14 protein-coding genes are annotated in these 14704 nt (G+C 34.8%); 1 reads left to right on the plus strand and 13 read right to left on the minus strand.

The window, feature by feature from the left end:
- Positions 1–9: 9 nt before the first annotated feature.
- From ABDW27_RS04680 to ABDW27_RS04720, 9 genes are all read right to left on the minus strand, one after another.
- Positions 10–981, minus strand: a complete 972-nt coding sequence (locus tag ABDW27_RS04680; RefSeq protein WP_343694801.1) for a hypothetical protein — start codon at positions 979–981, stop codon at positions 10–12.
- Positions 978–1988 (minus strand): hypothetical protein, encoded by a 1011-nt coding sequence (locus tag ABDW27_RS04685; protein WP_343694802.1) that lies wholly within the window; start codon positions 1986–1988, stop codon positions 978–980. The genes ABDW27_RS04680 and ABDW27_RS04685 overlap by 4 nt, the downstream gene beginning before the upstream one ends.
- Positions 1989–1998: 10 nt before the next feature.
- On the minus strand, positions 1999–2949 hold the full coding sequence (locus tag ABDW27_RS04690) for a hypothetical protein (RefSeq protein WP_343694803.1): 951 nt from the start codon (positions 2947–2949) through the stop codon (positions 1999–2001).
- Between the two features lie 117 nt (positions 2950–3066).
- Entirely contained in the window at positions 3067–4365 is a 1299-nt protein-coding gene (locus tag ABDW27_RS04695) for a polysaccharide biosynthesis protein (RefSeq protein WP_343694804.1), read from the minus strand.
- Entirely contained in the window at positions 4346–5806 is a 1461-nt protein-coding gene (locus ABDW27_RS04700; protein ID WP_343694805.1) for a UDP-glucose 6-dehydrogenase, read from the minus strand. Before ABDW27_RS04700 ends, ABDW27_RS04695 begins: the two co-directional genes overlap by 20 nt.
- A gap of 324 nt (positions 5807–6130) precedes the next feature.
- Positions 6131–7255, minus strand: coding sequence for a GDP-mannose 4,6-dehydratase (gmd, locus tag ABDW27_RS04705; protein ID WP_343694806.1), 1125 nt, complete (start codon positions 7253–7255; stop codon positions 6131–6133).
- A gap of 82 nt (positions 7256–7337) precedes the next feature.
- Positions 7338–8288, minus strand: coding sequence for a GDP-L-fucose synthase (locus ABDW27_RS04710; RefSeq protein WP_343695273.1), 951 nt, complete (start codon positions 8286–8288; stop codon positions 7338–7340).
- Positions 8289–8306: 18 nt separating this feature from the next.
- The gene (locus tag ABDW27_RS04715) at positions 8307–9311 is read right to left on the minus strand and encodes a mannose-1-phosphate guanylyltransferase (protein ID WP_343694807.1); all 1005 of its coding nucleotides are present in this window, start codon (positions 9309–9311) and stop codon (positions 8307–8309) included.
- Positions 9301–9735: an adenylyltransferase/cytidyltransferase family protein gene (locus tag ABDW27_RS04720; protein ID WP_343694808.1), complete on the minus strand. Its 435-nt coding sequence runs from the start codon at positions 9733–9735 to the stop codon at positions 9301–9303. Before ABDW27_RS04720 ends, ABDW27_RS04715 begins: the two co-directional genes overlap by 11 nt.
- 520 nt (positions 9736–10255) lie before the next feature.
- On the opposite strand from ABDW27_RS04720, the gene ABDW27_RS04725 reads away from it, so the two are divergent.
- Complete coding sequence (locus tag ABDW27_RS04725; RefSeq protein ID WP_343694809.1) at positions 10256–10723, plus strand: UpxY family transcription antiterminator; 468 nt, start codon at positions 10256–10258, stop codon at positions 10721–10723.
- A gap of 72 nt (positions 10724–10795) precedes the next feature.
- On the opposite strand, the gene ABDW27_RS04730 is transcribed toward ABDW27_RS04725, so the two are convergent.
- The 4 genes from ABDW27_RS04730 to ABDW27_RS04745 all read right to left on the minus strand — a co-directional run bounded on the left by ABDW27_RS04730 (position 10796) and on the right by ABDW27_RS04745 (position 14694).
- A complete protein-coding gene (locus ABDW27_RS04730) occupies positions 10796–10999 on the minus strand; it encodes a helix-turn-helix transcriptional regulator (RefSeq protein WP_343694810.1) in 204 nt (67 codons plus the stop codon).
- Positions 11000–11074: 75 nt separating this feature from the next.
- Complete coding sequence (locus tag ABDW27_RS04735; RefSeq protein WP_343694811.1) at positions 11075–11308, minus strand: helix-turn-helix transcriptional regulator; 234 nt, start codon at positions 11306–11308, stop codon at positions 11075–11077.
- A 459-nt stretch (positions 11309–11767) separates the two neighbouring features.
- Entirely contained in the window at positions 11768–13960 is a 2193-nt protein-coding gene (locus ABDW27_RS04740) for a hypothetical protein (protein ID WP_343694812.1), read from the minus strand.
- Complete coding sequence (locus tag ABDW27_RS04745) at positions 13957–14694, minus strand: hypothetical protein (RefSeq protein ID WP_343694813.1); 738 nt, start codon at positions 14692–14694, stop codon at positions 13957–13959. The genes ABDW27_RS04740 and ABDW27_RS04745 overlap by 4 nt, the downstream gene beginning before the upstream one ends.
- Positions 14695–14704: the final 10 nt, after the last annotated feature.

Here is a 14704-nt window from a genome sequence, read left to right on the forward strand (position 1 = left end):
GAAAAAAAATTACACTTTATAAAATCTTCCAACGACTTTGGCCAGTTTAATACCTAAAATTTTTCGTTGTATTTCCCATTTTGAATGTGCCAGTATGGGATAACTGCAATATTTCCAATAAATAACATCTGAATTTCTTGGGATTTTTCCCTGAACTGCTCTTAGTAAATGATGCGCTTTCCATGGTTTCGGGCTTCCCATTCCGTGTGACATTGTAGAATTTCCTTTAGAAAACCCCATTCCTTCTTTTCCAATGTAACTTACAGGTTCTTCATAAACTTCTATGGCGGCATTTAGAGCATCCTGATCGGGTTTATCAAAAATTTGAAATCCTTCTCTTTTTAAAACCGTAGAATTATACGATTGATTTAGAAAAATAGAATTCTCCAGACCGCCAATAGCAGGTCCCATATGTTCCTGCATCTGAATCCATAATTTTAAAAAATGGATATTTTTTTTAAGAAGACCAACAAAACCGGCATTTACATAAATAGCATTTTTAAAATGCAAGTCGATATTAAAATGTTTGTAATAGGTTTTCCAGCCTTGTCTGCGCGGATGAAATTCCTGCAAAGGCGAATTTATATCTTCACAAAGTGCTATTCCGTAATGTACCCATTGTTCGTAACACGACCAGGAATCGTTTATTACAATATCCGGATCAAAATAAAACAGGGCTTCATTTTCTTTTGCAGGCCCTTCCCATAGTTCCAGCATAAAATCAGGTTTGTAATTTGCCATATTATAGTTCGTCACTATGGGCAGAAAAATTACGTTTATTCCCTGCACCGGAGTTAAGGTTATGGCTTCTTTCCATTTCCCGATGGGCTGTTTTTCTCCTTTCAATACCCACTTGGGCAGCGAACCCCGATAGCCAACATATATATTGCCCGAAAATCCGTTTTGGTATAGAGAATTTGAAAGTGCCGCTACACCAAAATGGTAGTGTCCCTCGAAAATAGTGCAAACTGATGCATTCATAAATTTAATATGCGTTTAAGTCTTCTTTTTACTCGTTTCGATTGATTTCTGATATAGGTAATATAAAATAAATCAGAGCTTTGCACTTTATATAAACTCATCATGCGTTCTTTATCTGTCTGGCTTGAGTACATTAAATCGTCGATAGATTCTGAACCCAGACGTCCTCTTCCTGAATAATGTAAATGGCTTATAGGTACATCTAATGCAAATGATGATGATTGTTTATCGATTGTTTTTTGAGCTTCTTCAGACAATTGAGAATACCAAAATTGATACGATTCTGTATTTTGTTTATATCCTCCCTGAATGGCATGAATCAAGTCTAAAGTATTTATGTAATCTCCAGACCATGAACTCAGCCAGTTGAATGGTGCTTTGCATAAATTGAGCATTTTCCAGTCTCCAATCAATGACGCAATATGCAGTAAGGACTGATCGTGTTTTTTAGGAATTTCTGGATTTTGTTTGAACCAGTCTACTGCAGCATTCATATCATCAATCATTTTTTGGCTTTTTTTGACCAAAATATGTCCAGCTGTAATGGCTGAATTTAAACTTTCGCTCCCGAAAATTTCTTTTACTTTTTCCGGAAGTATGTAATTGTGAATACCGCAGGTGGTGTATTCTGTATCGGCATGAACTAAATCGTAATCTTCTGAAAATTCAAACAAACGCTCCCAATTCATTAGGGCAACGATGTCATTATCTGTATAAATAAATTCATCCCAATCTGAGAAAAAAGCTAAGAAACGGTATAAAAATCCCATTGGGCATTCTGTTAAAACACTTCTCAGATTGTGGATAAAGTTTCTGGCTTCTTCTGAAAAATCTTCTACGGTTAAGAACTCTGCTTCTTTTAAAATATATTGAGAATTGATTTTTTCTCCTCCAAAATGTATTAACCGAATGGGCAGCTCACAACCGCTTTTTCTGATGGAGTAAATTAAATTTTCACTGTACCACTGACTTTTTAAATTTGCCACTAAAACAATACCTTTTTTCATCTGATTGATTTTATATGCCTAAATGCCATTTATAATTTTTCTGCCACATTTTATGCCGAACCGGACCTGTATAATGTCTTACGGCCATTTGTTTTGGGGTAAATAAATAAGAGAAATCAAATTGATCGCCTGAGTCTAAAATGAAGGTTTTAGGCGTTAAGGGCATATAAGAATTGTTTTTGAGTAAATGATGATAAACCGTCTGCTCACTAAAATATTCGTAAATGAAGTTGTAGGTTTTAAAAAATTCCAAAGATTCTTTTATATGTTCAAAAGCTGAATTGGCGAATATAAATCCTGAGTTTACCTGATAAATTTGTTCACTGTTTACTGCTTTGTATCGGCTGTCCAGACAACCCCAGCTTACATCTGGCATATACCATCCATTTGCTGCTGGTTTTTCGGTTAAAATCAGTTTTAAAACATTGGCATGTTCATAAAACAAAATATCTGAATCTATAAACAGCGTGGGTTTTTCTATTGTATGATTTAAATAATAAAACAGTTTTTTACCCAGCGGAAATTTTTTAGCATAATCTATTAAATAGTTTTCATAAGGTTCCAGTTCTTCTTTGCATAAACCTTTTAACGATTCTATTTCACTCCAGTTTAGTCCTTTGTCTACTTTTAGAAAATCAAAATTGTTTTCGAGCAACTCTATTTGTGACTGCTTATGAGAACCGTCCGAATAAATTGTCCATTTTATGGGTCTTCCTACGTAACGTATAAAGGATAAAACAGATAAAAGCTGTTCGTGAAAATCATTACAGGATGAAAAGCTGGCCACTTCCATTTCAATGGTTTTTCTTTTACTGACTTTTGATACCAAAAGAGATAAGTCTGCTGCTGCTTTTCTGGCAAATCTTTCCCGATTTACTTTTCCTTTTGCAACGGTTATTTTTTTGGTAAGACCTCCCTGACCTGGTAATTTATTCATGTTTGATTCTATTTTTTTTAACATAGCCCGTGGTTTCAACCATGGGGAGCAGATTAAGAGATAACAATTACGGATTTTCTTTGCGTTCCCACGGTTGAAACCGCGGGCTATGTTTGCAAATCTTGTGTTTAGAGTTAATTCTTAATCTATTTTTTTGGCAGAAATTATTACTGAAAAACTAAAAATATAATTAGCAGTTAATGAAATACACTGGTTAAAAATGCTGTAGTACAAAATGCCTCTGAGGGTTGATAAATCCCAAATAAAATAAGCTAGTATTACGGCACCTAAATTCAAAGAAATTATGAATACGGGATTTAAAAAATGTCCTCTGCTGCCAATTAAATTACCGCTCGTTGCCGCTATTAAACCAATACAATTGGATAACATTATTAAAAAAAGTTCTGATGATAATGAACTGTACGAACCTCCTAAAAGCCATAACATTTGAGCTGGAAACAGAAATACAATCAGCATGATAAAACCAGCTGCGAGAAAAAGTATCATTTGAAAAAACCAAAAATACTTTAGAAGTGTTTCCTTATCATTTTCTAATCTCGAAAAACGTGGTAAAAATAAAGTCCCTGATATTGTGGTAAAAAAAGCCATTAGCGCCGCGAACCTGCCCAAAGCCCCTATACTTGCCAAATCAGTTGAATTGCCAAAAACAGATAATATCCAAATTACGATTTGTCCTGATAGCGCGTAAAAAATAATGTTGGGCAGGATGCGGGTTACTATTCTTAAAATTTCTTTACGAATTACCAGATCTGGTTTTTGACTGTAGTCTGCGAATTTTGTGTTGATGATTTTTAGCTTTGAATTGCCGTACATCTGCGGAATTCCGGAAGCCAAAATGAGTACAAATGTCCAGGGAAAAATAAATATCGTTACCAGTATTAAAAAAAGTCTTCCTATTGCCACTCTTAATTGATTTTTCTGAAGACTCGAAATATCCTGATGTAATTTTAATGTTATTTCTAATAATGAATCAGATAAAGCGGCATAAAAAGCCGGAATTAAAGAAAGAAAAATCAAAACTGCTGACAACCATCCTGAGTTATTTTTTAATAATAAATAAATCATGATTGGCGTGGCAATTATTAAGGCGATTAAGGCAAATTTCTTTCTTAAATCTAAACCTGTGGCTAAAACAACGCCTAGTTTTTTTTGATCTTTCCAGACTCTTCCGCTTAAAGCCATTACGCCATTTGAAATACCCGAATCTGTAAACATAACTAAAGTTCCGAGCATGGTATTGGCGAGTGTGTATAGGGCATATTCCTGAACCGGAAGCATTCTCACGACTAATATCCCTGATACAAATCCTATTAGTTTTACTGCTATCTCTGTACTTCCTACAATAGAAATCAGTTTTATGAAATTTAAACTTTTATCGAAATGCTGGTGCTGTTTTATTTTATCTAATGACCAATTCATTTACCTCTTTTAATTTTTCGCTCAAATAACCTGATTTTCCAATTCCTTTTACCTGAAAACCTATTGCTGCTAATTTTTTAAAATCCAGAATATTACGTCCGTCAAAAACAAAAGCCGGTTTGTACATTTTGGTGTAAATCGTTTCCCAATTGTAGGTTTTAAATTCGTCCCATTCGGTTAAAACTGCCGCTGCGTGTGCCATATCAAGCGCTTCATAAGCCGTTTTATAAACAAAAATCTGGTTTAGTTTTGATTTGATTTTTTCTTCAGAAAATCCTTTCAGCTCCCATAAATAGCGCATATCGGTTTTAATTTGTTCTTCAGAAACTTTAGGATCGTAAACGTGAATTTCGGCTCCGTCTTCTATTAAATGTTCGGCTACATAAATTGCGGCAGATTCTCTGGTATCATTCGTATCTTTTTTGAAAGCCCAGCCTAAAAAAGTTATTTTTTTTCCGCTTACGGTATTAAAAAGTGAGCAGATAATATTTTTAGCAAAACGGTATTTTTGATAATCATTAAGAATAATAACCTGTTCCCAATAATCGGCTGCTTCAGGCAGATTAAAATAACGGCACAAATAAACCAGATTTAAAATGTCCTTTTGAAAACAAGATCCGCCAAATCCTACCGAAGCTTTAAGAAATTTAGAACCAATTCTACTGTCAGTTCCAATTGCTGCGGCGACCTCATCAACATCAGCTTCCGTCACTTCACATAAAGCAGATAAAGCATTTATAGATGAAATTCTTTGTGCCAAAAATGCATTAGCTGTTAATTTTGATAATTCTGAAGACCAAACGTTTGTGGTTAAAATCTGCTTCGGCGAAAGCCAGTGTGCATAAATATCTACCAATGCCTGAATGGCTTTCTGGCCACTTTCGGTTTGGTTTCCACCGATTAAAACACGATCTGCGTTCAGTAAATCTTCGATCGCAGTTCCTTCTGCTAAAAATTCAGGATTCGAAAGAACTTCAAATTTTACTCCGTTTCCCGTATGATCTAAAATAGTCTGCAAAGTCTGCGCTGTACGAACCGGAAGTGTTGATTTTTCGACTATAATTTTATCGTTTTTAGCAATTCTGGCGATTTGTCTGGCGCATAATTCTACAAATTTTAAATCGGCTGCCATTCCCTTTCCTTCTCCATACGTTTTGGTTGGCGTATTTACGGCGATGAAAATCATATCGGCAGCTTCGATTGCACTGTCAACATCAGTAGAAAAAAACAAATTACGGCCTCTTGCTTCGCGGACAACATCTGCCAGTCCGGGTTCATAAACCGGAAGTTTGTCTAAATCTTCTGCATTCCACGCCGAAATTCGATTTTGATTCAAATCTACAACTGTCACTTTTATTTCAGGACATTTCAATGCTATTACAGACATTGTGGGTCCGCCTACATAACCGGCGCCTAAACAGCAAATATTTTTGATTTTCATTTAGTTCGTTTTTTGTGAAGGATTTATTAAACACATAGAAACATAGATTTTAATTGTATAAAAGAATACTAAAAAGAAACTCGTTTCTAACACATAGTTCTCAATCTTGTCATTCCGAGGAACGAGGAATCTTCGTAAGTAAGACCGCATAGAGAATTGCCTATCTTTGTAGAGTTTCTCGCGAAGATTCCTCGTTCCTCGGAATGACAAGATTGTGCAGACTATGTTTGTTAATACAAGTGAAGTGCCTCTTTTCAGCTGTAAAATCTATGTTACTATGCATTTAAATAAAATTCAACTGGTTTTTTATTTTGGTTTTTCGGCTTATTCAAAATAATTTAAGATGGTATATCCGTATTCTTTTAAATGCTGTTCTTTTTCCATCAGTTTTAAATCAGACTGCATCATTTCTTTTACCAAAGCGGGTAAATCATAACTGCATTTCCAGCCTAGTTTGGTTCTGGCTTTTGTGGGATCGCCTACTAATAAATCGACTTCTGTTGGTCTGAAATATTTAGAATCTACTGCTACGACTTCTGTCCCTATCTGAATTTGAAAATCAGGATTACTGCAGTATTTTACAAAACCTTTTTCGCGTATCCCTTTTCCTTTAAATTCTAATTCAATTCCCACTTCGGCAAAACTCATTCGCACAAACTCGCGAACAGTGGTTGTTTTTCCTGTTGCAATAACCCAGTCTTCGGGTTCATCGGCCTGTAGAATCATCCACATCATTTGTACATAATCTTTGGCATGTCCCCAATCGCGCTGTGCATCCAGATTTCCTAAATACAATTTATCCTGCAATCCTAACGCAATTCTGGCTGTTGCTCTGGTAATTTTACGTGTTACAAAAGTTTCTCCGCGAATAGGCGATTCATGGTTAAATAAAATTCCGTTGCAGGCGTACATTCCGTAAGCTTCTCTGTAATTTATGGTAATCCAGTACGCGTACATTTTGGCAACTGCATAAGGCGAACGCGGATAAAATGGTGTTTTTTCAGACTGTGGAACTTCCTGTACTTTTCCATATAATTCTGAAGTTGAAGCCTGATAAATGCGTGTCTTTTTTTCTAAGCCCAATAAACGAACCGCATCCAGAAGTCTCAAAGTGCCTAATCCGTCTGCATTTCCGGTATATTCCGGAGTTTCAAACGAAACCGCCACGTGGCTCATGGCAGCCAGATTGTAAATTTCATCGGGCTGAATTTCCTGAATTATGCGGGTTAAATTGGTGCTGTCTGTCATATCGCCATAATGCAGAATAAAATTCCTGTTTTCTACATAAGGATCCTGATATAAATGGTCAATACGATCTGTATTGAATAATGAAGTACGTCTTTTTAATCCGTGTACGATATAGCCTTTTTCTAATAAAAATTCACTTAAATAGGCCCCGTCTTGTCCTGTAACTCCTGTAATCAGAGCTGTTTTTTTCAATGGATTCATAATGTAATTATAAAGGCATTATGCTGCAAAGTCGCAAAATTTATAAAGTCGTAATGATTAAGTATGGGGTAATCTGAAAAGGTTAATAAACCTTTTGCTTGAAGTTTTCGATGTTTTCTAAAAACCAATTGTAGGTTTTTTGAATTCCTTCTTCGAGTTCAATTTGATGTTTCCATCCAATGCTGTGCATTTTAGAAACATCCATTAATTTTCGCGGTGTGCCGTCGGGTTTTGTATCGTCCCAAAGAATTTCTCCGGAGTGCCCCACAATTTTCTGCACGGTGGCGGCGAGTTCTTTAATGGTTAAATCTTTTCCGGTTCCCACATTGTACAAATGATCCGGAAGTTCATTTTCTAAAGCAAAAACTACCGCTTCTGCCATATCTTCTACAAACAAAAATTCCCTCATGGGTTTTCCTGTTCCCCAAAGTGTGACAACGGCATTGTTGCTCTCTTTGGCCTCATGAAATTTGCGAATCATGGCAGGTAAAACGTGCGAACTTTTTAAATCGAAGTTGTCGTAAAAGCCATATAAATTGGTTGGCATCAAACTCACAAAATCTTTTTGATATTGTTTTCGAATGGCTTCGCATAATTTTACGCCGCTAATTTTTGCGAGAGCATACCATTCGTTTGTTTGTTCTAAAGGCGCTGTCAAAAGGTATTCTTCTTTTAAAGGCTGAGGAGCTAATTTTGGATAAATGCAGGAACTTCCCAAAAAAATAAATTTATCTACTGCCAGACGATGTGATTCATTGATGAGATTATTCTGAATCTGCATATTTTCCATCAAAAAATCAAACGGAAAATCGTTGTTTGCCTGAATTCCTCCCACTTTTGCCGCAGCGTCTATAATAACATCCGGTTTTATTTTTCTGATGAAATCCCGAACGGCTTTCTGCTTTCTTAAATCGAGTTCTTTGCTTGAAGCTCCAACAAGATTATGGTAACCTTTTGCAATAAGTGTTCTCCAAATAGCGCTTCCCACCATTCCGTTGTGTCCGGCGATATAGATAATGGCATTTTTATCGATCATAATGTATGCTGTATTTTACAATAATGGTGAAGCGATAGATTCTAACTGCTGATACACTTGTTTTACTTCCTGCGAGTTTTCTTTTTGAAGCACCATCAAAGCATCTGAAGTATAAATTAAAATGCAATTTTTAACGCCAATAAAAGTGGTGTGCACTGAGGTTCCTATTACGATATTTTTGTTGGCATCGATTGGGTGTCCTTTTTGAACTAAATAATCGTAGACCGATTCAAAAGATCCTAAATCTGACCAGTCAAAATGGGCAGGAACTACTTTTATGTCTTTACTTCGCTCCATAACCGCATAATCGATACTAATTGACGGAATCTGAAGTGACAAATCGTAATCTAAAAAACCATTTATATTATTTTCCCATGCTATTTTTGAAGTTTTGTATACCTCTGGTTCCTGCTTTTCGAGCTCTGCTAAATATTTTCCGGCTTTGAAGCAAAAAAGTCCGCTGTTCCAGAAATAGTTTCCATTTTCAAGATACGATACTGCTGTTTCAAAATCAGGTTTTTCATGAAATGCAATTACGTTTTCGTCTTCGAATTCAATGTAGCCATATCCTGTTTCCGGTTTTGTGGGCTTGATGCCAAAAGTGACTAAATAATCGTGATTGGCTAATGTAATAGCCTGTCGTAAAGCATTATGATACAAATCTCTTCCTTCAATAACATGATCTGATGGTGTAATCAATAAAATATCATCAGGTTTTGAGGCTAATGCTGCAAAGGCAATGGCTGCTGCTGTATTACGAGGAACGGCTTCTACAATATGAGTAAAATGCTTATGGAATTTTGACATTATTGCATTGCTCATTTTGTAGTTTTCTATATTTCCAACTACTATCGTTTTGGTAGAATCATTTTCGTTGCGAATTACTGTTTTTTCAAAAAGTGATTCTCCGTCAAAAAGTTCAAGATATTGTTTTGGAAGTGTTTTTCTGGAAAGGGGCCAAAGTCTGCTGCCAATTCCGCCGGTTAAAACTACATGAGTAATTGTAGTGCTAATTGCCATTAGAGTGTATTAAAATTTCTTTTTGATATACTTCATGACGAAGATTTGTACTCGAAAAACGATGATCGCGTGTATTGTAATGCAATTCGATTCCTTTTTCTTCGCAATACGCTCTGCCGGTAAAATCTTTCTCTTTATACTCATCACCTATAATGCGCACATCGATGGTAAAAGATTTTAAGATATCTTCTAAATCCTGCTCTGTTGCATAAGGTACTATTTCATCAACAAATTTGCATGCTTTTAACTGGATGTAGCGTTCTACAACCGTTTGGGTTGGTTTGTTTTTTGTCGGGCGGTCCAGTGTTGGATCTGTCTGTAACCCCACTATTAAATAATCACAATTTTGTTTCGCTTCTTCAAGCATTTTTACATGCCCTGCATGTAACAAATCAAAAGCACTAAAGGTTATTCCAATTTTCATCTTTTTAATGTTTTAAATTAAATAATCAGTTTATGAATGGAGTAATGATCTGTGAAAAATATTATAAACCTGTTTACTGGGGTTTTGGCGGTTATTTTTTAAATTTAAAAAAAGGGTTCCCCGTGAATAGTTACATTTTTACTATTCAGAAAAAGAAAAAAATATGTGGTATAAAAAGTAAAAAATCGTTGTTTTTGATTGTCTTAAAATGAATTTAATCTTCTGGCTGAAAACCTGAATTTTAAATTCGGAACAGCAATCTGAACTCAACAATATTTTAAGATAAAATTATGATAATGAGACAGATAAAAAATTAAGTTTTTGTGACTAAATGTCCTGAATAAGGAAAAATTAGCATGAAATGGTTTGAGTGTTTTCGGGACTTGAAATTAAATTTACACTCTATATTTAAAGTGAAATTTTTCTCTTTAAACTGAAAAAGATTATTCTAAAAAACACACCCATACAACTTACTTTATTTTAAAACTAATTTACAATTACGATAAATAAATTAATGATTATGAAATGGTATGTAGTTTACACAAAGCCGAAATGGGAAAAAAGAGCTGCCGAACAATTAACTAAGTTTAATATAAACTGCTACTGCCCTGTAATAAAAAAAACACAGCAGAGATCTGACCGAAAAGTAAAGGTTGAAGTGCCTTTGTTTAATAATTATATTTTTGTGCAGCTGCCTGAAAAAGACAGAAATTTGGTGTTTCATTCTCCGGGAGTTGTAAGGTATTTATTTTGGCTGGGAAGACATGCTATTGTAAAAGATCAGGAAATTGAAACGATAAAAGAATGGCTTGAATGTGGTGATACTGCGAAAGAAATAATGGTTATGCAATACCAAATTGGAGATAAAATACATTTGAATTCCGGACCTTTCTGTGATCAAAATGCTGTAATAAAAGACATTACAAAAACACATTATGTATTAATTCTGGAATCTTTAGGATATGTTTTAAAAGTAAAACATAAATAATAAGAAATATTCTAATTCCTTATTATTTATTTCCTCTTTATACCAAAGATTCGATGTCTGCAATCTAAAATCTTAATTGTTTATTTTAAAAATTTCGCTTTTTTTAATTCCTAAAATTTTAACCAGTTTGTCCAGTTTTGACAATTTTAGGTCAACCATTCCATTTTCGATTTTTTCGTATGTTTTTACGCTCATCTCCATTTGAATGGCTACATATTCAGAAGTATGATTACTTAGCAACCGATACTCTTTTATTCTTAAGTAGTAATTTTCCATAATCTTAATCTTTAAATTATTGATGTTATCTATTTAAGTTTTGTTACAAACGTTTTGTCACTATATCCCAGCTATTTACCTGCTGGTTTGGTTGAAGAAAATTGAAACGTCGAATTTGAATATGAACTCTATTGAAACGTCTAGTACTTTGGAGATTTCGATTAATTTAGAAACAGTTAAATCAACATCTCCCCTTTCGATTTTGCCATAACCGCTAGTACTCATTTTTAGTTCGGCGGCAACAAACTCTCTGGTTAAATTTTTCAATTCTCTTATTTTTCTAATATTTTCGTATACACTGTATTTCATAAAAACAAAAAATATAAATAATACTTATTTTGAAATTATTCCGGCGTTTAAAAGTGTATCGGCGTAATAATCTACTTTGAATATACTTTATTAAAAAACCACCTTTTTAGTGTAAGTGTTTAATTATTAATAAAGTTTAAAGCCAATTGATCGTTTTTATTTAGTATTCTTTTTAATTCGTGATTAAAAATATATATTGTTTTCAGTTTATAATAATAAATCTGTTCAATGGATTTTAAAATCCGATAAAATACAATTTGATGCATCTTAAAGTCTTAAAATTGAGGTCTGATTGTCGAAAAAAGTGTCGCTAGAGGCAGTAAAAAAAGGGATAATTCAACAGAATAAGCCTACAAAAAAAAGGAACTCAGCGTGATTTGGTCGAAAAAAAAAGAGGTTCAGATTAAAGTTTTAATCCGGAACCTCTTTTTTTAAATTTTAAAGAATCTTTTTTCTTCTTTATTGCGTTACCAAAAACTGCGGATATGGATTTGGTGTTGTATTAATAATGACAGTTGGCACTCCTACTTTTACATTTACTAACAATTTACTTAAAGTTGGATTTGCTGATAATGTAGAATTTACATAAATCGCCGAAGAATCATAATACAAATTTGATGGTTTTGCCACCACTACATCTCCTTTTACGGTTGAATTAAGGATGTAATGAAATGTAGAATTGTACATTACGGGCGCAAACATTTTTGAACTATCTGAAAATGTACATCCTTCAATATATGTAATCATAGCGTTTAAAGTCGCGTTTGACGATGTATTGTTGTAAAACTTAGAACTGTAAATAGAAATTGAATTACTGTTTATAACACTCGTCCCGGTAAAATTACTAAAATCACAATTGGCAATAATAGGATAATTTTGAGCTCCCATATCCAGCGCTGTCTGACCTTTGTCGAATTTACAATCTACCCATGCATTTAAGTTGTCTGGTCTTGTTGCCTGCATAGACATTGCGGTACTGCAATTTATAAACTGATTTCTGTAAAACATGGTTTTGTCAACATAACTCGATGTATTATAATCACCGGCATAAGGCAATAACGGTTCCTGAAACAGACCTTTATTACAGTTAACAAATCCCAGATATTCGAAAAAGTTATTATCTAATCCCATAATCTGATACATGTGAATTCCGTAAGTCTGATCTCTAAAAGTGATAAACCTTATGTTTGTATAGGCAATCTGACCAATTCCCACGCCGCTCTTTTTAGCTGCATAAATACCAACGCTTCCTCCCTGCAATGTCAAATACGCTAAAATAAAATTAGTATCGGTTCCGGTATCAAGCGTAATCAAAGGAAAATCATCTTTTAAACCTACAATTACCGTTTTCCCGGTTCCCTGCCCGATAATACCATGATTTCCGTCAAGATGTACTTTTAAAGTCGATCCTATATAGAATGTTCCTTCAGGTAATTCTGCAATTCCTTTGGTATCAATTAAATTCTGAATATAAGCTGTCTGATCTGTTTTTCCGGTTCTTTCTGTTTTCCAGTTCGGTCCTAACGGGTCTGGTAACGTTTCCCATGAATGCCTTGCCCAAGGCGTATATTTTGTTCCTAAAATAGTATTTGAAATTGTAGATACAACAGCCGAATTGGTTATGGTACTGGTCTGCTCTACTCCATTATATTTTACGGCGTTGCTTTTGTCTAAATTTCCAAGTAAGTCAAATCCGGTAACGGTTCCGCTTCCTCTTTTATAAGTTCCTTCACCATCAATTAAAAACATATTGGTTCTGGCTGATATAATATCATTTGAAGTTCGCAGGTATTTATTTAAGAAAAACACATTTTGGGCATCAATATCATAAGATCCGGTTTGAACTGCCGAATATGCATTTCCTCCGCCAAAATCAGTAATTTTCAAATTACCCATATTTTTAGCCGTAAACATCGCTTTTGTTCCCTGCCCGTTAAGATTCCAGCCTTCACTGTCAACCCCCACAAACGTAGCGGATTGCAGTCCGTCAATATCAGTAGCATCACCCGCAGGAGTCAAATAATTAGAATGCAGGTTCACATTTCCATAGCTTGGAGTGGTGCTGTTTCCTTTCATTACTAATTGATTTGAAATGGATTGCGCCTGATGTTTTATAATTTTATTATTTCTGAAATAACCCGAGGCACTGCAGTCAAATTTAATTTGTCCGCCAATGTTTATCAGTTCATTATTATCCAGTTTTGTGCCAACTGCTGAGATGTAAACGTATCTTAAGGTTTTTAGAACACAATTGGTTATAGCCGCACCGGCTTCAAAAGTAACCGTCCGATCTCCTAAATTAAGCTGTTCGATATGTACGTTTGTACTTCCGGCGGCAATTTTAATATTCGATACTTTAGATAATGTAGGATGACCGTATAATCGCTGATTGGTTTTCATCACAATATCAACTCCTGAATAATCTCCTCTTTCTAATCGTACTGAACCATATTTGTCTAATGCTGCTTGTAAAGTTCCTTTTTGTGCAAGCGGCAGTAAATAGGCTTTAAAATATTCAATTTCTTCTAATTGATTATTTACGCCTGTTATTGGTTCTTCAGGAACCGTTGCAGGAGCTTCCTCAATAGCATATTCGTAGTTTTGCGAAAAAACTACAGTAGTAAAGAGTAAAAAAAACAGCAGCTTTTTCATTGTCCTGATATAATATAGGAGTTAGTACCTGTTTTTCTAAGTAGACCAAATCTTACGTTTCCTGCCGCACTGGTAAATTTTGCATTTCCGCCAGAAGTATAATTTATAGATACACCCGAAGATGCCTGTATGGTTAAAACCGCACCATTGTGTGCTTCCAGATTAATCGTATCACCTATAACCATACTGCTAAAATCTGAAGTTAAAGTTATCGTTGAAGTTCCTGTACATTCTATTGTATTGTTTACATCTGTCGATGCCACATTTCTGGAAGAAGTCACTGAAATAATCGCCGCTCTTACCGGCGTATTTGTTCCGCCAATAACTCTATCGGCAGTTTTGGCATGCAAAGCATAAGGAACACTTAAAAGCTGAGTAGTTCCCATAATATTATAATTAGCTCCTCCCGCTACATCGACTTGTGTTTCTATAAAATAAGGACCTTTGTCCCAGGCAATGGCACTAAAAGTACCTGTACTGGCTGTTCCTGTACCAATTTCAAGAGAAACCAAACCATTATTATTTGTTGTAGGCGAATGTGTTTCCTGATAAACAGTAGTTCCTGATGCAGTTCCCTGATGCACTATAACTCTAAGACTTATTCTTGAGTTTGCCACGAGGTCATTATTCTGATTTCTGATAATGGCCTGATAACTCATTTTTTCAGGTGCCTGTGCAAAAACCTTAAACGTAACAGTTACAAATAATAATAGTATAGTATGCGCAATTTTCATTGTATTCCTT

It is taken from the genome of Flavobacterium sp., from assembly GCF_039595935.1.
Classification (GTDB): Bacteria; Bacteroidota; Bacteroidia; order Flavobacteriales; family Flavobacteriaceae; genus Flavobacterium.

Coding starts and splice junctions, on each gene's coding strand:
- ABDW27_RS04680 (WP_343694801.1), bottom strand. CDS start 981: ATGAATGCATCAGTTTGCACTATTTTCGAGGGACACTACCATTTTGGT.
- ABDW27_RS04685 (WP_343694802.1), bottom strand. CDS start 1,988: ATGAAAAAAGGTATTGTTTTAGTGGCAAATTTAAAAAGTCAGTGGTAC.
- ABDW27_RS04690 (WP_343694803.1), bottom strand. CDS start 2,949: ATGTTAAAAAAAATAGAATCAAACATGAATAAATTACCAGGTCAGGGA.
- ABDW27_RS04695 (WP_343694804.1), bottom strand. CDS start 4,365: ATGAATTGGTCATTAGATAAAATAAAACAGCACCAGCATTTCGATAAA.
- ABDW27_RS04700 (WP_343694805.1), bottom strand. CDS start 5,806: ATGAAAATCAAAAATATTTGCTGTTTAGGCGCCGGTTATGTAGGCGGA.
- gmd (WP_343694806.1), bottom strand. CDS start 7,255: ATGAATCCATTGAAAAAAACAGCTCTGATTACAGGAGTTACAGGACAA.
- ABDW27_RS04715 (WP_343694807.1), bottom strand. CDS start 9,311: ATGGCAATTAGCACTACAATTACTCATGTAGTTTTAACCGGCGGAATT.
- ABDW27_RS04720 (WP_343694808.1), bottom strand. CDS start 9,735: ATGAAAATTGGAATAACCTTTAGTGCTTTTGATTTGTTACATGCAGGG.
- ABDW27_RS04725 (WP_343694809.1), top strand. CDS start 10,256: ATGAAATGGTATGTAGTTTACACAAAGCCGAAATGGGAAAAAAGAGCT.
- ABDW27_RS04730 (WP_343694810.1), bottom strand. CDS start 10,999: ATGGAAAATTACTACTTAAGAATAAAAGAGTATCGGTTGCTAAGTAAT.
- ABDW27_RS04735 (WP_343694811.1), bottom strand. CDS start 11,308: ATGAAATACAGTGTATACGAAAATATTAGAAAAATAAGAGAATTGAAA.
- ABDW27_RS04740 (WP_343694812.1), bottom strand. CDS start 13,960: ATGAAAAAGCTGCTGTTTTTTTTACTCTTTACTACTGTAGTTTTTTCG.
- ABDW27_RS04745 (WP_343694813.1), bottom strand. CDS start 14,694: ATGAAAATTGCGCATACTATACTATTATTATTTGTAACTGTTACGTTT.